This window comes from Ruegeria sp. HKCCA5463, assembly GCF_013034175.1.
In the GTDB taxonomy this organism is placed as follows: domain Bacteria; phylum Pseudomonadota; class Alphaproteobacteria; order Rhodobacterales; family Rhodobacteraceae; genus Ruegeria.
Genome location: NZ_WQFL01000008.1, coordinates 70,273 through 91,285 on the forward strand (window position 1 = coordinate 70,273; position 21,013 = coordinate 91,285).

Consider the following 21,013-nt stretch of genomic DNA (forward strand, 5'->3'; position numbering starts at 1 on the left):
GTCATCCCTTTCCCAGTTTCAGAGCTTTCTGGTAAATTGGACGGCGCGGCAGATCATACATTTCTGACACAAGATCCGCTGCGTCCCTGACCGAATGAGTTTCCAAAGCTCGCTTCAAAGCCTCTTCTACGTCGGATTCGTTAACACTTTGCGAATGGCTACGGTCAACCAGCAGAACGATCTCACCCTTGACCGGTTTTTCCTGAATTTCTGCTGCCAGATCGGCCAGGCTTCCACGACGGATTTCTTCGAACTTTTTCGTCAGTTCACGGCAGAAGGCCGCTTGACGATCTGCCCCCAGGCAATCCGCAAGATCTGCAAGGCTGGCCGAGACACGTTTTGGGGATTCATAGAACACCAAGGTGCCTGGTATGTTTTTCAAAGCCTCAATCCGGGTCCGGCGTGCGCCCGATGCATTGGGCAAGAAACCTGCGAAAAAGAATGAATCCGTTGGCAGACCCGCCAGGGTCAGCGCTGTTATGGCGGCGGAAGCCCCGGGCGCACAGGTCACCATATGCCCGGCTTCGGCCGCCTGCTTGCCCAGATCATATCCCGGATCAGCGATCAGCGGCATACCCGCCTCGGATGCATAGGCGACCGATTGCCCCTGTGCCAAGGCATCCATAAGCCTGCCACGCGCCCCGGCGCCGCTGTGATCATGGTAGGCTTGGATATGCCGACCCTCCAGGGGGATGCCGTGGATTTCCATCAACCGCCGCAGGCTCCGGGTGTCCTCCGCCGCTATCACATCGGCCGAGGCCAGAACATCCAGCGCCCTGAGCGTAATATCGCGCGCGGTTCCGATCGGAGTGGCAACAAAATACAGGCCCGCAGCCAATCTGATCTTTTGGAAATTCAAAGCTGGACCCTCACAGCATGACGTTTATTATCGCGGCTCAACAGAACAGAAGCATTCACAGCCGCCGGATCAGGGAGTTTTCATTTAGATGTTTACCGTTTGCAAGCCCGTAAGCAAGCTGGCGAAAGCCGCCATTGCCCTGACGACCGCAGCGTTTCTGGCCGCTTGTGAGCCCGGCGGCGTTGGGGGTGGCCCTTCGATTGACACTTCGAATCCTGTTCCGGTTGCTTTGCTGGTTCCCCGCTCGGGTGACGCCGCGCTGGCGCAGAGCCTTGAGAATGCGGCCCGTATGGCGATGTCCGATCTGCCCAACGTCAAAATCGACCTGCGTGTTTACGATACGGCAGGAAACCCGACCACGGCGACAGCGGTGGCCCAGCAGGCCGTTGCCGAAGGCGCCAAGATCATTGTCGGCCCTGTTTACGCCCAGGCGGCAAACGCTGCCGGACTGGCCGTACTGAACAATAACGTGAATGTTCTTTCGTTCTCGAACAACACCAGCATTGCGGGTGGCAATGTATTTGTACTTGGACCGACCTTTGAAAACACCGCCAACCGGCTGGTGAATTATGCGGGCAGGCAAGGCAAAACGAACACGGTTATCGTGCACAGCAATGATGCCGCGGGGCAAGTGGGGCAAGCTGCCATCGCCAATGCTCTGGCAAACAGCCGGGTCAACAATGCGGGAACGGTCGGATACGACCGGTCGCAACAGGGTGTCATCAACTCGGTTCCCACCATCAAGGCCACCGTCGATTCGACAGGGGCGGACTCGATTTTCATGACGGCAACGACAGCGGGTGCCTTGCCACTTTTCTCGCAATTGCTGCCTGAGGCCGGCGTTTCTCCGGCGACGACACAATTCATCGGTCTAACCCGTTGGGATATCCCCCCGCAAACGCTGGAGCTGCCGGGCGTGCAAGGGGGATGGTTCGCCCTGCCCGACCCGTCAAAGGCCCAAGCCTATCGTCAACGCTATAACGCGACATATGGAGAAGCGCCTCATCCGATCAGCGGTCTGGCCTATGACGGAATAGCGGCGATTGGTGCTTTGGTCAGCCAGGGCAAATCCAATGCTCTGACCGGTGCTGCCCTGACCCAAAATGCCGGTTTCCAAGGTGTTGGCGGTATCTTCCGCCTCCGCCCGAACGGCACCAATGAACGCGGCCTTGCCGTAGCGACGATTCAGAATAAACAGGTGGTTGTGATTGACCCTGCCCCGCAAAGCTTCTCTGGTGCCGGTTTCTGAGCGATCGGGCGAGACCATGGCGCCGGATGGCGCGCTAATTTGCCCTGCCGAAAACATCTTTGACAGCGTCAGCGTCAATGATGCGCTGGCCGAGGTGTTCGAGACCAGCTCTGACAACAGCAAAATGCGTTCTGAAACAGTGCGCATCCTGCGTGACGCTCAGAAAGCGGGCCGTAAAGCCATTGCCGATGCCTTCAGCGAGCGTCCGTTCGACGCGCGCGCGCTGACCCGGTCCTATACCTACCTGACGGACCAGCTGGTCGGAACCGCGATGCTGGTCTCCAGCACGCGCCTGCACCCGCTTGCGACGCCAACACAAGGTGAAAAGATCGCCGTACTGGCCGTTGGCGGATACGGGCGCGGTGAAATGGCACCGTCTTCTGATGTCGATCTGCTGTTTCTGACCCCGTACAAAATCACCGCCTGGGCCGAGAGCGTCATCGAATCGATGCTTTATATCCTTTGGGATCTCAGGCTTAAGGTCGGGCATTCCTCGCGCACGATCAAAGACTGCCTTCGGCTGGGCACCGAGGATTTCACTATCCGCACGGCAATGCTTGAACAACGCTATTTGGCGGGCGACAAGGCGTTGGCCGACGAGCTTGAGCGACGCCTGAAAACCGAGCTGTTCAAAGGAACCGAGCGGGAATTCATCGAAGCCAAACTGAACGAACGAGATGAGCGGCACCTGAAACAGGGAGAGCGCTACAAGGTCGAACCCAATGTGAAAGAGGGCAAAGGGGGGTTGCGCGACCTCCAATCCCTCTACTGGATCGCAAAGTACATCTATGGCGTTCAGGACGTGGCTGAACTTGTGCCTTTGGGTCTGTTCACCCCGGAAGAGTTCAAGACTTTCGTTCAGGCCGAAGAATTTCTTTGGGCCGTTCGTTCGCATTTGCATCTGGTGACGGGTCGCGCCACCGAGCAACTGACTTTTGACATGCAGGTCGAGGTTGCCGCGCGCATGGGCTATGAGGATCACGCCGGCCGCCGGGCGGTCGAGGTGTTCATGCAACGCTATTTCCGCGAAGCCACGCGTGTGGGCGAGTTGACGCGGATTTTTCTGACGAAGCTTGAGGCGCTGCACGTGAAAGGCGCACCTTTGCTGGAGCGTATTTTCCGCAGGCGCCGTCGGGTCAAAGCGGGATACCGGGTTGTTCACGGTCGTCTGGACGTAGCGGACCCTGACAAATTTCTGTCCGACAAGGTAAACCTTCTGCGCCTGTTCGAAGAAGGCTTGCGAACGGGAATGCTGATCCATCCGGATGCCATGCGTCTGGTGGCGGCAAATCTGCATCTGATCGACGACGAAATGCGCAATGACAAAGAGGCGCGGCGCATCTTTCTGGACCTGATGCTGAAACACGGCAACCCAGAGCGAGCCTTGCGGCGGATGAACGAACTGGGCGTACTATCCGCCTTCCTGCCCGAGTTCGAGCCCATCGTGGCAATGATGCAGTTCAACATGTACCACAGCTATACGGTGGACGAGCATACCATCCAGTGCATCGTGAACCTGGCCCAGATCGAACGCGGAGAGTTGATTGAATCGCTGCCTCTTGCCTCTTCGATTCTGAAAGGTGGGGTCAATCGCAAGGTGCTGTATGTCGCCCTGTTGCTGCATGATATCGCGAAGGGGCGCCCCGAGGATCACTCGATCCTTGGGGCACAGATCGCGCGCAAGGTGGCACCAAGACTGGGCCTGAACAAAGCAGATTCGGAAACGGTCGAATGGCTGGTGCGCTATCACCTGCTGATGTCCGACATGGCACAGAAACGTGACATTTCAGACCCCCGCACAGTGCGTGATTTCGCCAAGGCAGTTCAAACCGTCAAACGGCTAGACCTGTTGACCGTTCTGACCGTCTGCGACATTCGCGGCGTGGGACCGAACACATGGAACAACTGGAAAGCCACGCTTTTGCGCGCCCTTCACGCCGAAACCAAGCGCGCGCTGGAAACCGGGATGGAGGACCTCAACCGCGCCAATCGCGGCGCCGAGGCAAAGAAAGCCCTGCGCACCGAACTGGCAGCCTGGTCCAAGGCCGACCTCAAATCCGAGACGGGGCGCCACTATGACCCGTATTGGCAGGGTCTCAATCTGGCTACACATGTCGAGTTTGCGAACATGCTGCGTGCGCTGGAACAAAGCGGCGACCCCGGCGCGATGGAGATCCGCCTGCAACCTGACGAGGATCGCGACGCAACCCGAGCCTGTTTTGCGATGGGCGATCACCCCGGTATCTTTGCCCGCATTGCCGGCGCGCTGGCCCTGGTCGGCGCGAATGTCGTGGATGCGCGCAGCTATACCACCAAAGACGGCTATGTCACCGATGCCTTCTGGATTCAGGACGCCGAAGGGCACCCGTTTGAAGCCTCGCGCCTGCCACGTCTGACGCAGATGATTCACAAGACACTGCGCGGCGAAGTCGTTGCTAAGGAGGCGTTGAAATCACGCGACAAGATCAAGAAACGCGAGCGTGCCTTCAACGTTCCAACGCATATTACCTTCGACAATGACGGTTCTGAAATTTACACGATCATCGAAGTGGACACCCGCGACCGGCCGGGCCTGCTGTTTGATCTGACCCGCACCCTCGCCGCAGCCAATGTTTACATCGCCAATGCGGTGATCGCGACCTATGGCGAACAGGTGGTCGATACGTTTTACGTCAAGGATATGTTCGGCTTGAAGTACCATTCGGAAAGCAAGCAACGTGGGCTCGAGGCCAAGCTGCGCAAGGCGATCACCGAAGGCGCCGAGCGTGCTGCGTCATGAAGCAAATACGCTTGGTCTCGGGCCTGTTCACGGTCGGTTTCTGGACGCTGGCCAGTCGAATACTGGGGTTTCTGCGGGAAATTCTGCTGACCGCCTTCATCGGCCCCGGGCCGGTGATGGATGCTTTCGTGGCGGCCTTTCGCCTGCCGAACATGTTCCGCCGCTTTTTTGCCGAAGGCGCGTTTAACGCAGCCTTTGTGCCCATGTTCTCGAAACGGCTGGAAGCGGATGAGAATCCACAGGGCTTCGCGCAGGATGCGTTCAACCTGCTGGCCCTGGCTGTTCTGGCACTGGTCGGGCTGGCCATGGTCTTCATGCCCGGCCTGGTGTGGCTGACAGCCGAAGGGTTTTATGGCGATGAACGGTTCGATCTGGCCGTGGACTATGGCTATGTCGTGTTCCCGTATATCCTTTTCATGTCCTTGGCGGCCCTGTTCTCGGGCGTATTGAACGCAACCGGCAGGTTCGCCGCGGCCGCAGCGGCACCTGTTTTGCTGAACATCTTTGCCTGCACCGCGCTGATTGCCGGGGCCATCTCCGGCGGTGAGGTGATACGATGGCTGATCTCGGTCATTCCGGTCGCCGGCGTCGCACAACTGGTGCTGGTCTGGGTGGCGACCGAACGTGCAGGTATCCGTATCCGCCCCGGCCTGCCCCACCTGACGCCCGAGATGCGCCGGATGGTCCGCATCGCGGTTCCCGCCGCCTTGGCCATGGGGGTCACCCAGGTCAATCTGGTGGTCGGACAACTGGTGGCATCAAAGACCGAAAAGGCCGTGAGTTGGCTGTTCGCCGCGGATCGCCTGTACCAACTGCCTTTGGGCGTCGTCGGAATCGCCATTGGCATTGTCCTGCTGCCCGACCTGTCCCGCCGCCTGCGCGCCGACGACAAGGACGGGGCCCGCAACGCGTTTTCCCGCGCCGGGGAATTTATGCTGCTGTTGACGCTGCCCTCTACCGTGGCGTTCCTGATCATCCCGAACCCGCTGGTTTCGGTACTGTTCGAACGGGGACAGTTCAGTCCCGAGGATACCGCTGCGACAGCTCTGGCGGTCGCGATTTATGGCATCGGTCTGCCTGCATTCATGCTGCAAAAACTGCTGCAACCACTTTTCTTTGCGCGCGAGGATACGCGTTCCCCGTTCCGATATGCGGTGGTCGCAATGGTCGTGAACGCGGCCTTGGCGTTTGGCCTATTTCCGCTGGTGGGTTGGATCGCCCCTGCGATTGCCGCGTCAACTGCCGGCTGGGCCATGGTTGTTCTTCTGGCGATCGGGGCACGTCGCATGGGCGAAGAAGCGCGTTTCGATGATCGTTTCAGGGCACGTGCGGGCCGGATCGTTCTGGCCTCGGTCGGTATGGGCGCGGTTTTGTTTGCGTTGATCCACTTCTTAGGTTGGACGCTGGACATTCCCGGTTGGCGCTATCTTGCGCTTTTGGTCCTGATCGTGGTCGCCGCCGTCTCGTATTTCTGTCTTGGTCATGTCCTGGGAGCGTTCAAATTGTCAGAGTTCAAACGCGCCTTGCGCCGGGCCTGATCAATCGCGGCGGATGCGCCCGACGATCCGGGCCCAGGCCCCCGGCGCCACCAGAAATGACATGCCAAAGCCAGTGGCAAACCCGCCCAGATCGGCGACCCATTCCGCGTTTCCGCCGAAGATCAGACCAAACAGGAACTGAATGCCCATCAGAACGGCGATCAGTTGGAACGCCCTTGCCTGATTTGCCCCCACAAGCGACAGTTTGCGCCACAACAACCACGTGAACGCTCCGATCAGGCCATAAACAGGTGGAAACCCTCCGATCAGGGGATAGCGCGGGTCCAACAAAACGGCATAACTCAACGCGCCGCCAATCCCCGAGACGACGAAGATCAGCAGCATGGGGACACCACCGAAAACCTCACCAACCATTTTTCCCATCGCCAGAACGAAGACACAGACAAAAATCGCCTGCGTAAAGTTGGCGGATACAAAGGGATAGGTCACGAACCGGACCAGATGTTCGAACGGCCAACGCCCGTTCAGCACCATCCAATCGAAAATATCCGCCGAGAAGGCATAGTGCTGTATCGCGTCCAGACGCCAGCCCACTGCCGCCGGCCCTCCGATCAAACCGCGCGCTCCCAGCGTGAAGGCCAGTTCTACGCCGATGATGAACAGAACCAGCGCCACCACAACAGGCGGCAACGGGTTTACGGCGGGTGTGTAATGCTCACTGCTCATCGGGCTGGCCTTTCGCGGCTGTTGACGTCCCTTTGCCTCATGGGTAAGCGACGGGGGCTGATTTTTCCAGACAGGAGTTCCCTTTGATGACCGAGACCCAGTTCACGCCCCGCGTGTTTTCCGGCGCACAGCCTTCGGGTAACCTGCACCTCGGCAATTATCTCGGTGCGCTTCGGAACTGGGTGAGAATGCAAAGCGAGGAATTTGAAACCATCTATTGCATGGTCGATCTTCATGCAATCACGGTCTGGCAAGATCCAATCGAGTTGCAGCACGCAACGCGGGAGCTTTGTGCCGGTTACATCGCTTCTGGACTAAACCCCGAAAAATCGATTTTGTTCAATCAAAGCCAAGTGCCGGAACACGCGCAACTGGCTTGGATATTTAACTGTGTTGCTCGTATGGGTTGGATGCAGCGCATGACCCAGTGGAAGGACAAGGCCGGCAAGAACCAGCAGAACGCTTCGCTTGGCTTGTTTGCCTATCCTGCTCTGATGGCTGCGGACATTCTAATCTATCACGCAACCCACGTACCGGTCGGGGAAGACCAGAAACAGCATCTTGAGCTGACTCGCGACATCGCCATCAAGTTCAACAACGATTTCGGCGTCGATTTCTTTCCCGTCACCGAGCCGGTGATCGAAGGTGCGGCCACACGGGTCATGAGCCTGAGGGACGGATCAAAGAAGATGTCGAAATCCGATCCTTCTGACATGAGCCGGATCAACCTGACGGATGACGCCGAAGCGATTGCCAGGAAAATCCGCAAAGCCAAGACCGACCCTGATGCTCTGCCGTCAGAGGCCGAAGGGCTCGAGGACCGCCCCGAGGCGCGTAACCTGGTCAATATCTACGCGGCCCTGAACGATCAAACCATCGAACAGGTTCTGTCCGAAGTAGGCGGCAAGCAGTTCGGTGAGTTCAAACCGATGCTGGCCGATCTGGCAGTGGCGAAACTGGCTCCGATCTCGACCGAAATGTCACGCCTGATGGGGGATCAGGCCGAGATTGACCGGATTCTCGCCCGCGGCGCCGAGCGCGCACGTGAAATCGCTGCTCCGATCCTGCAAAAGACTTACGAGATCGTTGGCATGGTCGGCGCCGCATCACGCTGATTGCACTGGACCTTCGCCTGACGCCCTCCTAGGGTTTGCCTGAATCAAAGGAGGGCGTCATGGCAACCGGCACGAACATCCGGACCTATTTTCAAGGCCAATGGCATGAGGGGGACGCACCCATCATGCGCGCGGCGGATCATGGCGCCTGGCTGGGATCTTCGGTCTTTGACGGCGCGCGATATTTTGACGGCGTGGCCCCGGATTTGGAGGCCCATTGCGCACGGGTGAACCGGTCAGCCGAAGCCTTGATGCTGACGCCGACCATGACGACCGAACAGATGGTCGAGTTGGTACGCGAAGGGTTGCAGGCCTACAGCCCGGACACAGCCGTTTACATTCGCCCGATGTACTGGGGGATCGACGGTGACAGCACGGCAATAGTCCCGCAGGAAAACAGCACCGGTTTTGCCATCTGCCTGGAAGAAATCCCAATGGCCCCGGAAACCGCGTCGGCCACTCTGTCGACCACGCGCTTCCGCCGCCCGGTTCTGGAAAGCGCGGTCGTAAACGCCAAGGCGGGGTGCCTTTACCCCAACAACGCCCGCATGCTGCAAGAGGCGCGCTCGAAAGGCTTTTCCAACGCTTTGGTGGCCGATGCGATGGGGCATGTGGCGGAAACGGCGACGGCCAACATCTTCATGGTGAAGGATGGCGAAGTCTTTACACCGATCCCGAACGGAACCTTCCTGGCTGGAATTACCCGAGCACGGCATATCAAAAACCTGCGCGCAGATGGAGTAAAGGTCCACGAAACGGTTCTAAGCTTCGAGGATTTCCACGAGGCCGACGAGGTCTTCATGTCCGGCAACATGAGCAAGGTCACACCGGTAACTGCACTGGAGGATACGCAATTTCAGGTGGGTCCTGTTGCTCGCCGTGCCCGCGCGCTCTATTGGGATTGGGCTGCAAGCCAACGCTAGCGCAAAGCCTCAGGCTTGCCCGAGTTGCCAGCGTGCGATCGGTCGGGCATGATCCCGGAAACCTAAAGAGGATACCCATGCGTAAGTTCCTAGTCGTTCTGGATGACAGCCGCGAATGCCTCAACGCGATGCGGTTCGCCGCGATGCGGGCTGCCCATACCGGAGGTGGTGTGACGGTCCTGTCTGTCATCCCGCCCGACGAATTCAATCACTGGATCGGTGTGGCCGAAACCATGCGTGAAGAAGCCCGCGAACGTATCCACGCGCATTTCGAAGTGTTTGCCAAATGGATGCGGGACAAGCAGAACGTGGAACCGGAACTGGCCATTCGCGAAGGCGATCCCGTGGCACAGATCATCGAACATGTTCAGTCCGATCCCGAGATTGGTGTTCTTGTACTTGGGGCAGGGACCGACAAGAAAGGTCCTGGTCCGTTGGTGACTCAACTGACGAAGAATTCGGGTAGCCTGCCGATTCCGATCACGATCGTTCCGGGCAATCTGAGCAAAGAGAAACTGGAAGAAATAACCTGAGGAGCGGCGATGGCGAAGACGATACAGTTCTGGTTCGAATTCGCCTCGACCTATTCCTACCTCAGCGCGATGCGGATCGAAGCGGCCGCGCAAGACAAAGGCGTTGACATTGAATGGCACCCGTTCCTGTTGGGTCCGATTTTCGAGGATCAAGGATGGCGCACCTCACCTTTCAACCTGTATCCGGCCAAAGGGCGGTACATGTGGCGCGATATGGAACGTCTGTGCAAGGCGCGCGGGCTTCCTTTTGCAAAGCCTGATCCATTTCCGCAGAATTCGCTCAGGGCAGCACGTCTGGTTCTGGCCATCGAGGATCATCGGGAACGGGCGGCGTTTGTTCGGGCCGTCTTCAGCGCCGAATTCGGCGCCGGGCAGAATATCTCCGAGGACAGCGTACTGGCCTCCTGCCTCGACGAGGCAGGGCTGCGCAGCAGCCTGATGAACCGTGCAGGGGACACCGACATAAAACAGGCCCTGTTCGAACAATCTGCCCGCGCCAACGCGCTTGGTCTGTTTGGTGCACCAAGTTTTCTGGCCGGGGAAGAGTTGTTCTGGGGCGATGACCGTCTGGATGATGCACTAGAATACGCTTCCACAATTTAGAATCGTTCCAAATCTTGACTTCCCGTGCGCCTGCGCGCATATCAGAAGCACATCAGACGGAGCGCCCTCATGTTCATCCAGACCGAATCCACCCCCAATCCGGCCACGTTGAAATTCCTGCCCGGCCAAACGGTGCTGGAAGCTGGAACAGCGGATTTCCCAACTGCGGAAGCGGGCGAAAAATCCCCTCTGGCCAAACGCATATTTGCGGTCAACGGTGTGACTGGCGTGTTTTTTGGCAACGATTTTGTCACCGTTACCAAATCGGACGACGTTCAGTGGGACCACATCAAACCGGCCATTCTTGGCGCGGTGATGGAGCATTATCAATCCGGCCAGCCTGTTATGGGCGCAGATTCCGCCGGGGCCTCGGGCCATGCCGAACACTCTGGAGAGGACGCTGATATCGTCAATCAGATCAAGGATTTGCTGGACAGCCGTGTGCGTCCTGCCGTGGCTCAGGATGGAGGTGATATCACGTTCCACGGGTTTGATCGCGGCGTGGTCTATCTGCACATGCAGGGGGCCTGCGCGGGTTGCCCGTCTTCGACATTGACCCTGAAGATGGGTATCGAAAACCTTCTGCGCCATTACATTCCGGAAGTGACCGAGGTTCGCCCTGTTGCCGTCTAACCCGACTATTCTGGCATTTGACACATCGGCCGCGCATTGCGCGGCCGCTTTGTTGCGCGACGGCGAAATCGTGACGTCCCGTGCCGAAGCGATGTCACGCGGACAAGCCGAACGATTGATTCCGCTGTTGGAAGACGTTCTGGCGGAAACCGGATGTGATTGGGCCGGTTTGGACGCGATCGGCGTTGGGATAGGGCCCGGGAACTTCACCGGCATCCGTATTTCGGTTTCGGCCGCGCGGGGTCTTGCACTTGGGCTGGAAATCCCTGCGGTCGGAGTTTCCGGCTTCGATGCCTTGCGTGAGCTGGCGGAAGGCGGGCAGACACCGGCGATCCCTGCCCCGCGCGACCAGGTTTATGTGAAAATGCCCGGTGCCGATCCGTGTCTCTTGCCTCGGGCCGAAGCGGAACATGGCGGGCCGTTGTATTCCTGCTCTGACCCTGCCTTGCTGGCACAAGCCATCGCCCGGCTGGCCGCGCGGCGCTGGGATCGTACCAGCTTGCCGCCTGCACCTTTGTACGTAAGGCCCGCCGACGCGGCTCCGTCCCGCGATACCCCCCCTGTTCTGCTGAACGAATGACACCGCACGAGATGGCATCGACCCACGCCGCAGCGTTTTCGCAATCGCGCGGCTGGACAGAAGATGAATTCGCCGCTCTACTTGAAAACCGCTTTACTCATGCCGTCGGAGATCCCCGGTGCTTTGCACTGTTTCAGGTGATTGCGGGCGAAGCCGAGTTGCTGACAATTGCGAGCCACCCTTCGTTTCAAAGGCAGGGCCTGGCACTTCGTCTCATGCAGGAATGGCATGATCAGGCGATCGATTTGCAGGCGACGCGTGCCTTTCTGGATGTCGCGGCCGACAACATTGCGGCCATTTCCCTGTACAATCGATGCGGATATCGGCAGTGCGGGCTGCGCAAGGCGTATTATGCGCGCGAAACGGGCCCAAAAGTTGATGCACTTGTAATGGAATGCGACCTGCCCCAACGGCAATCGCCCGTTTTTTAGACCATTTGGTCAGAATTCAGTTGACCATGGTGGTTGCAAACCCCCTTAATACCCGCCATCACAACAGTTATGCTCGCTAAAAGTGGGTGAACGGGGCTAATCTGACCCTGTGCCAACAAAATAAAATTGGGAGACTGAAATGACCCTGATGAAATCCTTGATGGGTGCTGCTGCTGCCGTCGCAATGTCAGCCGGAGCGGTTCTGGCCGAACCGGCGGTGATCTTTGACCTGGGCGGCAAGTTCGACAAGTCCTTCAACGAGGCCGCCTACAACGGCGCGCAGCGCTGGGCGAATGAAACCGGCGGCAAGTATCTGGAAATCGAAATTCAGGCAGAACCGCAGCGCGAACAGGCCCTGCGCCGGTTTGCGGAATCCGGTGCAAATCCGATCATCACCATGGGGTTCGGAATCGCCGATGCCCTGGCCGCTGTTGCAAGTGATTACCCCGACACCAAATTCGTCGCTGTTGACGTGACTTGGCTGGACGCTCCAAACATCCGCCAGATTGGCTTTGCCGAGCACGAAGGATCCTACCTGGTCGGCATGATGGCCGCCATGGCGTCGAAATCCGGCACCGTTGGTTTCATCGGCGGTATGGACATCCCGTTGATTCGCCATTTCGGATGCGGCTACGCCCAGGGCGCGAAGGCCGTGAACCCAGACATCAATGTTGTTGCCAACATGACAGGAACAACGCCTGCTGCCTGGAACGATCCGGTAAAAGGTTCGGAGCTTACAAAAGCGCAGATCAGCCAGGGCGCTGATGTGATTTACGCTGCGGCCGGCGGAACCGGCGTTGGCGTTCTGCAAACTGCGGCTGACGAGGGCATCCTGTCGATTGGTGTGGACAGCAACCAGAATCACCTGCACCCAGGCAAAGTTCTGACTTCGATGCTGAAGCGTGTGGACGTCGCTGTTTATGAAGCGATGAAAGCAGGCGAAAACGTTGAAACCGGCGTTTTCATCATGGGTCTGGCCGAAGATGGGGTCGGCGTTGCCATGGATGAAAACAACAAAGAGCTTGTTTCGGTTCGCATGAGCGACGCCGTAGACGAAGCCCGCAAGGCGATCATCAACGGCGACATCAATGTTGTAAGCTATTACGAGAACGACAGCTGCCCGGCGCTGCAGTTCTGATAACGCGCGGGGCGGGAGAATGCCTTCCGCCTCGCCACCCACTTCGCCATCCGGGCGGACAGCCGGATGGGTTTCTCGGCAGTTGAGGGCAAGACATGACCGTCCCAGCCATTGAGCTCAAAGGGATATCCAAAGCCTTTGGGCCAGTTCAGGCCAACAAAGACATCTCGATCAGCGTTGCACCCGGTACGATCCATGGGATCATCGGTGAAAACGGCGCAGGCAAATCCACGTTGATGAGCATTCTCTTCGGCTTTTACAAAGCCGACAAAGGTGAGATCTGGATCAATGGGACCAAGACCGACATCCCGGACAGCCAGGCGGCCATCGCCTCGGGCATCGGGATGGTGTTCCAGCATTTCAAGCTGGTGGAAAATTTCACCGTACTAGAAAACATCGTACTGGGCGCCGAGGATGGCGGGTTGCTGGCGCCATCACTGGCAAAAGCCCGCAAAGAGCTGAAAGAGCTCGAGGAAGAATACGAACTGTTCGTCGATCCCGACAAGCGCATCGACGAGATCGGCGTGGGGATGCAGCAGCGGGTCGAGATCCTGAAGGCGCTGTACCGCAAGGCCGAAATTCTGATTCTGGACGAACCGACCGGCGTGTTGACCCCAGCCGAAGCCAATCAGCTGTTCCGCATTCTCGACCGACTGCGGTCCGAGGGCAAAACAGTCATCGTGATCACCCACAAACTGCGCGAGATCATGGAAAACACCGACACCGTATCGGTTATGCGGCGCGGGCAAATGACGGCGACGGTCAAAACATCCGAGACCAGCCCCGAGGAGTTGGCCGAACTGATGGTCGGCCGCAAGGTTCTGCTGCAAGTCGACAAAGTGCCCGCGACGCCCGGCGAACCCATTCTCGAGATCGAAAATCTGAGCGTTTTTGATTCGGCAGGCGTTGAACGGGTCAAAAACATCGACCTGACCGTGCGCGCAGGTGAGATCGTCGGCATCGCCGGCGTGGCCGGCAATGGTCAATCCGAACTGCTGGAAGTTCTTGGTGGAATGCGCCCCGGACAGGGCTCGATCAAGCTGAACGGCGAACCGCTGGCACTGAGTGGAGCCGGATCAGATGGTCAGGCCCGTCGCGCGCAACACATTGCCCACGTGCCCGAGGACCGGCAGCGCGAAGGCCTGATCATGGACTTCCACGCCTGGGAAAACGTGGCCTTCGGATATCACCGCGACCCGGCCTATAAACGCGGTATTTTCATGGACAACGCGGCGTTGCGCGCCGATACCGAAGCAAAGATCGAAAAATTCGACGTCCGCCCGCCCAATCCCTGGCTGGCAGCCAAAAGTTTCTCGGGCGGCAATCAGCAGAAAATCGTTGTCGCCCGCGAGATTGAACGCAACCCTGACCTGCTGCTGGTCGGGCAACCCACGCGGGGCGTGGACATCGGCGCCATCGAGTTCATTCACAAACAGATTGTCGCGCTGCGTGATCAGGGCAAGGCAATCCTGCTGGTATCGGTCGAACTGGAAGAAATCTTCTCGCTCTCGGACCGGATCGCGGTGATGTTTGACGGACATATCATGGGAGAACGCCTGCCCCATGAGACAGATGAAAAAGAACTGGGCCTTCTGATGGCCGGTGTTGCGGGAGAGGCCGCGTAACATGGAAAAAATGCCTAAATGGGCCGATGTCATTCTGATCCCCCTGATCAGTCTGATACTGGCCGCAATCCTTTCGGCGCTGGTCATTCTCGCCATCGGCGAAAACCCTGTCGAAGCCGTCAAATTGATGGTCACTGGTGCGCTGGGATCGACCTATGGCTGGGGCTATACGCTCTATTACGCGACCAACTTCATGTTTACCGGTCTTGCGGTGGCCGTCGCCTTCCATGCCCGTATGTTCAACATCGGGGGCGAAGGTCAGGCGATGCTGGGCGGGCTGGGCGTGGCCATGGTCTGTCTTTATGTCGACTGGCCGCATTGGAGCATTGCCTTGCTTGCCGCCTGCGCGGCATCGATGCTGTTCGGCGCGCTCTGGGCGGCCATTCCGGCCTATCTTCAGGCAAAGCGTGGCAGCCATATCGTGATCACCACGATCATGTTCAACTTCATCGCCGCTGCTTTCCTGAATTACATGCTGGTCAATGTCATGCGCCCGCAAGGGTCGCAGGACCCGGCCACCGCGCGGTTCTCTGAAAGCGTGCATCTGCCCTCTTTCCAGGAGATGTTCTCGACCGCAGAGAATGTTGTTTTCCGCGGCGCTCCTGCGAACATCACCTTCTTTATCGCGTTGCTTGCCTGCGTCGTTGTCTGGGCGCTGATCTGGCGCACGCGTCTGGGTTATGAAATCCGGGCTTACGGCCATTCCGAGACCGGCGCTGTCTATGCCGGTATTTCACCTGTGCGCATCACGATTGTCGCGATGCTGATTTCCGGCGGGCTGGCAGGGCTGATGGCCATCAACAATGTCATGGGCGAAGCCGAGCGACTTGTTATGAACTCGACCGAGGGCGCGGGGTTCATTGGCATCGCCGTGGCTCTGATGGGGCGTTCACATCCGTTCGGCGTGTTTCTGGCCGCGCTCTTGTTCGGATTTCTGTATCAGGGCGGCGCCGAGCTGGCGCTGTGGGCTTCGATTCCGCGGGAACTGATCGTGGTCATTCAAGCCCTGGTCATCCTGTTCACCGGCGCATTGGACAACATGGTGCGAATGCCGCTTGAAAAACTTTTCCTGGGTATGCGGAAGAGGGCTGAGTGATGGAATTTTTTGTAACCCTCATTCAGGTTCTGGATTCGACCATTCGCCTGTCCACGCCACTGCTGCTTGCCTGTCTGGCCGGTCTGTTTTCGGAACGGGCCGGGATCTTCGACATCGGCCTCGAAGGCAAAATGTTGATGTCAGCGTTCTTTTCGGCTGCAATCGCAGCTTTCACAGGGTCGGTTTGGCTGGGCCTGCTGGCTGGTATCGCATCCTCTTTGTTGCTGTCGGGCCTGCACGGGCTGGCGTCGATCACCTTCCGGGGCAACCAATTGATATCGGGCGTGGCCATCAACTTTCTGGCCTCGGGCCTGACTGTCTTGGTCGCGCAAAGCTGGTTTCAGCAAGGTGGGCGGACACCCTCCCTGTTTGGCGGGGGCCGGTTCGAACCGATCAACTTTCCATTCGCCGAGTCCCTCAGCGGTGTGCCGATTGTTGGTCCCATCTATTCCGAATTGCTCTCGGGCCACTCGATCCTGGTTTATGTCGCGTTCCTGATGGTTCCGGCCACTTGGTGGATTCTGTATCGCACCCGGTTCGGTCTGCGCTTGCGGGCGGTGGGTGAGAACCCGGCCGCAGTGGACACCGCCGGTGTCTCGGTGGTTGGCCTGCGGTTCGCCGCTGTCGCCATCTGTGGTGTGCTGTGCGGTATTGCAGGCGCCTATCTGGCTACGGCCTTGCAGGCAGGGTTTGTCAAGGAAATGACCGCCGGTCGTGGCTTTATCGCCTTGGCCGCCCTGATCTTTGCCAAGTGGCGCCCGTGGCATGCCATGTGGGCCTGCTTGCTGTTTGGTCTGCTGCAAGCGATCGCGCTGCGGTTCCAAAATATCGATCTGGGTGGCGTCGTGATTCCCGTGCAGGTGATGGACGCCCTGCCCTATATTCTGACGGTGGTGATCCTTGCCGGCTTCGTCGGCAAAGCCATCCCACCTCGGGCAGGCGGAGAACCCTACGTCAAAGAGCGCTGATAAGGCCAGTTCCGAACTGAGTTTCAGTCCTGTTCGCTGCGGAGCGGCATGCAGAGTTGATTTTGCATGCCGCAACCGTTCTAAGAGGGTATGAGTGTGTACCTTCCTGCAAACTGGCAGTTGTCCGCAGACCCGATCAGCGCAAACAGGCAGGTCTGGTCGTATGTGCCGATTAGTCACATTCAATTTTTTAAATATTTAGGCGAATGCGACGCTATGGCGTTGCGCCTCTCAACTCAGTGCGACTAGAAGAGCCCATGCAGATATACCTTCCCATCGCCGAAGTCTCAGTAAACGCCTTTCTCTTGTTGGGGTTGGGCGGCATGGTTGGCATCCTGTCCGGAATGTTCGGTGTCGGTGGCGGCTTTTTGATGACCCCGCTGCTGTTCTTCATCGGTATTCCGCCGGCGGTGGCTGTTGCTACCGAAGCCAATCAGATCGTCGCATCATCCTTTTCCGGAGTTCTGGCACATTTCCGACGAAAGACCGTGGACCTCAAAATGGGAACGGTATTGCTGGTTGGCGGGCTTGTTGGGGCCGCTTTGGGCGTGGTTGTCTTCAACTATCTCAAAAGCCTGGGTCAGGTCGATCTGCTGGTGACACTCTGTTACGTTGTTTTTCTTGGCGTCATTGGCAGCCTGATGTTTGTCGAAAGCCTGAGGGCACTGCGTAAAGCCAAGATAGGCGGCGCGGCCCCTGCCAAGCGCCGGCAGCGGGGCTGGGTCCATGCCATGCCCTTCAAAATGCGTTTTCGCACCTCGGGCCTGTATATCTCGGTCATCCCGCCGGCCTTGGTCGGTCTGTGCGTTGGGGTTTTGTCGGCGATCATGGGCGTTGGCGGCGGCTTCATCATGGTCCCTGCCATGATCTACTTGCTGGGTATGCCGACCAAGGTCGTTGTCGGCACGTCGCTGTTTCAGATCATCTTTGTGACAGCCTTCACCACGATGCTGCACGCCACCACCAACTATACGGTTGATGTTGTTCTGGCAGTCTTGTTGCTGGTTGGCGGCGTCATTGGCGCCCAGATCGGAACCGTGATCGGAGCCCGGATGCCGGCGGAACAATTGCGCGTGCTGCTTGCCGCTCTGGTGCTGGCCGTATGTGGCAAGCTTGCACTTGATCTGCTTATCGAACCCGCCGAGCTCTACTCGCTTGGTAGCGGCGGAGGGCACTGAGGATGCTGCGTTCGCTTATTGCCGCCCTGTGCTTGTTCTGCACGCCCGCTTTGGCAGCGGAAGAACAGGTTGTCCTTGGTCTCAGCCAGGACCGGGTTGCCATCACCGCGACATTCGACGGATCTGAACTTCTGATTTTTGGGGCCATCAAGCGGGAAACCCCAATCCCTTCCGGCCCTCCGGTCGAAGTCATCGTCGCGGTTGCGGGTCCGTCCGAGCCTGTCACCGTGCGACGCAAGGAACGCAAGCTTGGGATCTGGGTGAACACCGACAGTGTTCTTGTCGACCTTGCACCCAGCTTTTACGCCGTTGCAACCAGCGGGCCCTTTGACGACATCCTGTCCGACACCGAAGACCTGCGTTACCGGATTTCGATCGAACGCGCGATCCGCTCGGTCGGTGCCGCGATGCATATCCGGGGCGCACAGGATTTTGCAGACGCCGTAATAAGAATTCGAGAACACGAACAACTATATTCGATCCGCGAAAACACCGTAGCAGTGGATGAACAAACCCTGTTCCGTACCTCAATCGATATGCCCGCCGACCTGACCGAAGGCGATTATTCCGCCCGGATTTTCCTCACCCGAGGCGGAGAGGTCGTCTCGCAATATGAAGCGATCATTGATGTCCGGAAAGTCGGTCTGGAGCGTTTTTTGTACAATATGTCCCGCCAGCAGCCCGTCTGGTACGGCCTGATGTCGCTGGTCATAGCGATTGCGGCAGGCTGGGGCGCCTCGACAGCCTTCCGGCTGTTGCGAGAAAAGTAACCGTCACCCCCGGCCGATATAGGGCATGGTCGTGGCCATGACGGTCATGAACTGCACGTTGGCCTCGGGCGGCAGGCTTGCCATATGCAGGACCGAGCGCGCGGCGTCTTCCACGGCCATCGTCGGATCTGGTGTTTCGCCCGCGGCTTGCGCCGCGTCCACAAGGCCCTGAACCATCTGCGTGCGCGCATTTCCGATATCGATCTGCCCGCAGGCAATTCCAAAGCGACGCCCATCCAGCGAAAGGCTGCGCGTCAGCCCTGTAATGGCGTGCTTTGTGGCCGAATAGTGTACCGAATTCGGGCGCGGAACATGTGCCGCTATCGAGCCGTTGTTTATGATCCGGCCGCCCTGCGGGTTTTGGTGACGCATGATTTTGAAAGCTTCACGCGCGCATAGGAACATGCCGTTCAGGTTCACGTTGACGCTTTGATACCAATCGCCCAGAGCGATCTCGTCGATCGTGCCGCCCGGCGCAAAGATCCCGGCGTTGTTGAACAGAACATCCAGCCGCCCGGTGCGGTCTGTAAAAGACCGAAAAGCCCGTTCAACCGCATTCGGGTCGGTCACATCCGCAGGCAGGACGATGGCTGCCTGATGCTCTTTTGCCAGAGCTTCCAGCTTGTCCTTGCTGCGCGCCAACAGCCCGACCGTCCACCCTTGGGATAAGAACAGCAGGGCCGTTGCCCGGCCGATACCTGAACTGGCACCCGTTACGATGATGGATTTCATGTCTCTTCCGCCTCCAATGTCAGCGAAGCCGCCGGAATCGCCCTCAAGTCATCCACACGCAGGGGGTGCGTGGGTTTCGACAGGCGATTGCGCACCACCCAGATCAGCCGCTCTTGCGCGCGTGTGATCGCGACATATGCCAAACGCTTCCACAATGGCTGTCCGGCCTCGGTCCGGCCCATGCGAGCGGCGGCATAGAGGTCCGGAGCGAACACCTGAACCGTATCCCATTGTGACCCCTGCGCCTTGTGGATCGTCACGGCCGCTCCGTGCAAAAAGGTCGCCCCCATGCGGGCGGCATAGGGAATAAACGGCTCTTCCTCGTCCGGTTTTTCGATCTGAACAATGGACGCGGCGCTGACCTGCGGGTCTTCGGCCCCCATCACGTGAAGACGCGAGAACCCCGGCTTTCGTCCCGGCCCCAGATATACTACCTGAGCTCCTTTGATCAGCCCGCGCGCCTCAAGGTCCAGCCGTTTCTTGCGATGTTTCAAGGGCAATTCGATCCCATCACAAATAAGCGGTTCACCTTCCAGCAATTCCGTATCCGGTGCGCCGTGAACTTGCCTGAAGGCCTGTATCAAACGAATGCGCGTGGCGTTGCGCCAGACGAGAACCGGGCTTCGGGCCATCAGATCGACCTCAACTCGCTGGCCCCAGACAACCCGATCATCCCGACGGGCTGTTTCTTCGATCAGTCGCTCGAAATCCTCGAAGCCCATTGCCGGGTCAGCCAGCGCATGCGCAAGATCCAGAATTGGATTGTCTGCATCCTGGCGGTGCACGCGCTGAAGTGTCAGCTTCCTGGGCTCGGGCAATGCCTCGAACACCATGCTGCCAGACTGATTTACCGGTGCCAGCTGAGCCGGATCGCCGAACAACAGAAGGGTCGGGAAAATCTCCTTGAGATCATCGAACTGGCGGTCATCCAGCATCGACGCCTCGTCGACGAACCCGATATCCAGCGGTTCGTCACGGCGCTTCCACCCGGTGATGAAATCCGACCCTCGCAAACCGGCGGCGGCCAGCGCCCCGGGGATAGAATTGTTGTTTTGATAAAAAGCAGCTGCACGATCCAAGGCTTCATCCGTCAAACCTTCGATATCGGGGCGTTCGTCATTGCCGGCCAGCCATTCCGCGATACGCTCGTATTCCGGATCATAGACCGGCGTGTACAATATGCGGTGAATCGTGGTCGCAGGCACGCCGCGCAATCGCAGAACGCTTGCAGCCTTGTTCGTCGGGGCCAGGATAGCAAGGCTGCGCTTGTCTTTCGATTTGCGGCTCTCATAATCGCCGGACACGATCTGAACACCCGTCTCTGCCAGTGCCTTGTACAGCTCGGCCAACAGCAGCGTTTTGCCCGAACCAGCCTTGCCGATCACGGCCATCACACCTGATTTTCCTGCGCCTGGCAGTTTCAGAAGGGCATCATCTTCGAGATCAACACCCGCTGCCCGCAGCATCTCGGCGATGCTATCATATGCGGCGGCCTGATCATCTGAGAACGTTACATTCGGCAAGGACATGGCGCGACCCTACAGGGCCGCGCCGACCACCACCAGATGTGGATTGG

The 21,013-nt window shown here is 58.5% G+C and carries 20 protein-coding genes; 16 read left to right on the forward strand and 4 right to left on the reverse strand.

Annotation, left to right across the window (positions count from 1 at the left end; translation table 11 throughout):
• Position 1: 1 nt before the first annotated feature.
• Positions 2-859 carry a 16S rRNA (cytidine(1402)-2'-O)-methyltransferase gene (gene rsmI, locus GOW09_RS16555; RefSeq protein WP_171119671.1) on the reverse strand — a complete coding sequence of 286 codons (858 nt, stop codon included), beginning with the start codon at positions 857-859 and terminating at the stop codon, positions 2-4.
• 88 nt (positions 860-947) lie between these two features.
• Here rsmI and GOW09_RS16560 point away from each other — a divergent pair, with 88 nt between their 5' ends.
• From GOW09_RS16560 to murJ, 3 genes are read left to right on the forward strand one after another with little or no spacing between them, the layout of a single operon-like run.
• On the forward strand, positions 948-2,108 hold the full coding sequence (locus GOW09_RS16560; RefSeq protein ID WP_152456871.1) for a penicillin-binding protein activator: 1,161 nt from the start codon (positions 948-950) through the stop codon (positions 2,106-2,108).
• Positions 2,068-4,887, forward strand: a complete 2,820-nt coding sequence (locus tag GOW09_RS16565) for a [protein-PII] uridylyltransferase (RefSeq protein ID WP_152456870.1) — start codon at positions 2,068-2,070, stop codon at positions 4,885-4,887. Before GOW09_RS16560 ends, GOW09_RS16565 begins: the two co-directional genes overlap by 41 nt.
• Entirely contained in the window at positions 4,884-6,425 is a 1,542-nt protein-coding gene (gene murJ / locus GOW09_RS16570; protein WP_171119672.1) for a murein biosynthesis integral membrane protein MurJ, read from the forward strand. The genes GOW09_RS16565 and murJ overlap by 4 nt, the downstream gene beginning before the upstream one ends.
• Here murJ and GOW09_RS16575 read toward each other — a convergent pair whose 3' ends face one another.
• The gene (locus tag GOW09_RS16575) at positions 6,426-7,112 is read right to left on the reverse strand and encodes a rhomboid family intramembrane serine protease (protein ID WP_171119673.1); all 687 of its coding nucleotides are present in this window, start codon (positions 7,110-7,112) and stop codon (positions 6,426-6,428) included. It lies immediately after the preceding gene.
• 86 nt (positions 7,113-7,198) lie between these two features.
• Between GOW09_RS16575 and trpS the strand changes: the two genes are divergently transcribed.
• The 13 genes from trpS (at position 7,199) to GOW09_RS16640 (ending at position 18,705) form a co-directional block, all read left to right on the forward strand.
• Positions 7,199-8,227 carry a tryptophan--tRNA ligase gene (gene trpS, locus GOW09_RS16580; RefSeq protein WP_171119674.1) on the forward strand — a complete coding sequence of 343 codons (1,029 nt, stop codon included), beginning with the start codon at positions 7,199-7,201 and terminating at the stop codon, positions 8,225-8,227.
• A gap of 59 nt (positions 8,228-8,286) precedes the next feature.
• Positions 8,287-9,150, forward strand: a complete 864-nt coding sequence (locus GOW09_RS16585; RefSeq protein WP_171119675.1) for a branched-chain amino acid aminotransferase — start codon at positions 8,287-8,289, stop codon at positions 9,148-9,150.
• Positions 9,151-9,227: 77 nt separating this feature from the next.
• Positions 9,228-9,683, forward strand: coding sequence for a universal stress protein (locus GOW09_RS16590; protein WP_152456865.1), 456 nt, complete (start codon positions 9,228-9,230; stop codon positions 9,681-9,683).
• A 9-nt stretch (positions 9,684-9,692) separates the two neighbouring features.
• Complete coding sequence (locus GOW09_RS16595; protein WP_171119676.1) at positions 9,693-10,286, forward strand: 2-hydroxychromene-2-carboxylate isomerase; 594 nt, start codon at positions 9,693-9,695, stop codon at positions 10,284-10,286.
• A gap of 69 nt (positions 10,287-10,355) precedes the next feature.
• Positions 10,356-10,919, forward strand: a complete 564-nt coding sequence (locus tag GOW09_RS16600) for a NifU family protein (RefSeq protein WP_152456863.1) — start codon at positions 10,356-10,358, stop codon at positions 10,917-10,919.
• A complete protein-coding gene (gene tsaB / locus GOW09_RS16605) occupies positions 10,909-11,499 on the forward strand; it encodes a tRNA (adenosine(37)-N6)-threonylcarbamoyltransferase complex dimerization subunit type 1 TsaB (protein ID WP_171119677.1) in 591 nt (196 codons plus the stop codon). Before GOW09_RS16600 ends, tsaB begins: the two co-directional genes overlap by 11 nt.
• Positions 11,496-11,930: an N-acetyltransferase gene (locus tag GOW09_RS16610; protein ID WP_171119678.1), complete on the forward strand. Its 435-nt coding sequence runs from the start codon at positions 11,496-11,498 to the stop codon at positions 11,928-11,930. The genes tsaB and GOW09_RS16610 overlap by 4 nt, the downstream gene beginning before the upstream one ends.
• Positions 11,931-12,069: 139 nt before the next feature.
• Entirely contained in the window at positions 12,070-13,068 is a 999-nt protein-coding gene (locus GOW09_RS16615) for a BMP family protein (protein ID WP_171119679.1), read from the forward strand.
• A gap of 95 nt (positions 13,069-13,163) precedes the next feature.
• Positions 13,164-14,693, forward strand: a complete 1,530-nt coding sequence (locus GOW09_RS16620; protein WP_171119680.1) for an ABC transporter ATP-binding protein — start codon at positions 13,164-13,166, stop codon at positions 14,691-14,693.
• Between the two features lies 1 nt (position 14,694).
• Positions 14,695-15,789: an ABC transporter permease gene (locus GOW09_RS16625; RefSeq protein WP_152456858.1), complete on the forward strand. Its 1,095-nt coding sequence runs from the start codon at positions 14,695-14,697 to the stop codon at positions 15,787-15,789.
• Positions 15,789-16,757, forward strand: coding sequence for an ABC transporter permease (locus GOW09_RS16630; protein ID WP_171119681.1), 969 nt, complete (start codon positions 15,789-15,791; stop codon positions 16,755-16,757). The genes GOW09_RS16625 and GOW09_RS16630 overlap by 1 nt, the downstream gene beginning before the upstream one ends.
• A 257-nt stretch (positions 16,758-17,014) precedes the next feature.
• Positions 17,015-17,935 carry a sulfite exporter TauE/SafE family protein gene (locus GOW09_RS16635; protein ID WP_171119682.1) on the forward strand — a complete coding sequence of 307 codons (921 nt, stop codon included), beginning with the start codon at positions 17,015-17,017 and terminating at the stop codon, positions 17,933-17,935.
• A gap of 2 nt (positions 17,936-17,937) precedes the next feature.
• A complete protein-coding gene (locus GOW09_RS16640; RefSeq protein WP_171119683.1) occupies positions 17,938-18,705 on the forward strand; it encodes a TIGR02186 family protein in 768 nt (255 codons plus the stop codon).
• A gap of 3 nt (positions 18,706-18,708) precedes the next feature.
• Here the strand turns inward: GOW09_RS16640 and GOW09_RS16645 are convergent, their stop codons facing one another.
• Positions 18,709-19,437 (reverse strand): SDR family oxidoreductase, encoded by a 729-nt coding sequence (locus GOW09_RS16645; RefSeq protein ID WP_171119684.1) that lies wholly within the window; start codon positions 19,435-19,437, stop codon positions 18,709-18,711.
• Entirely contained in the window at positions 19,434-20,966 is a 1,533-nt protein-coding gene (locus GOW09_RS16650) for an ATP-dependent RecD-like DNA helicase (RefSeq protein ID WP_171119685.1), read from the reverse strand. The genes GOW09_RS16645 and GOW09_RS16650 overlap by 4 nt, the downstream gene beginning before the upstream one ends.
• Between the last annotated feature and the right edge of the window lie 47 nt (positions 20,967-21,013).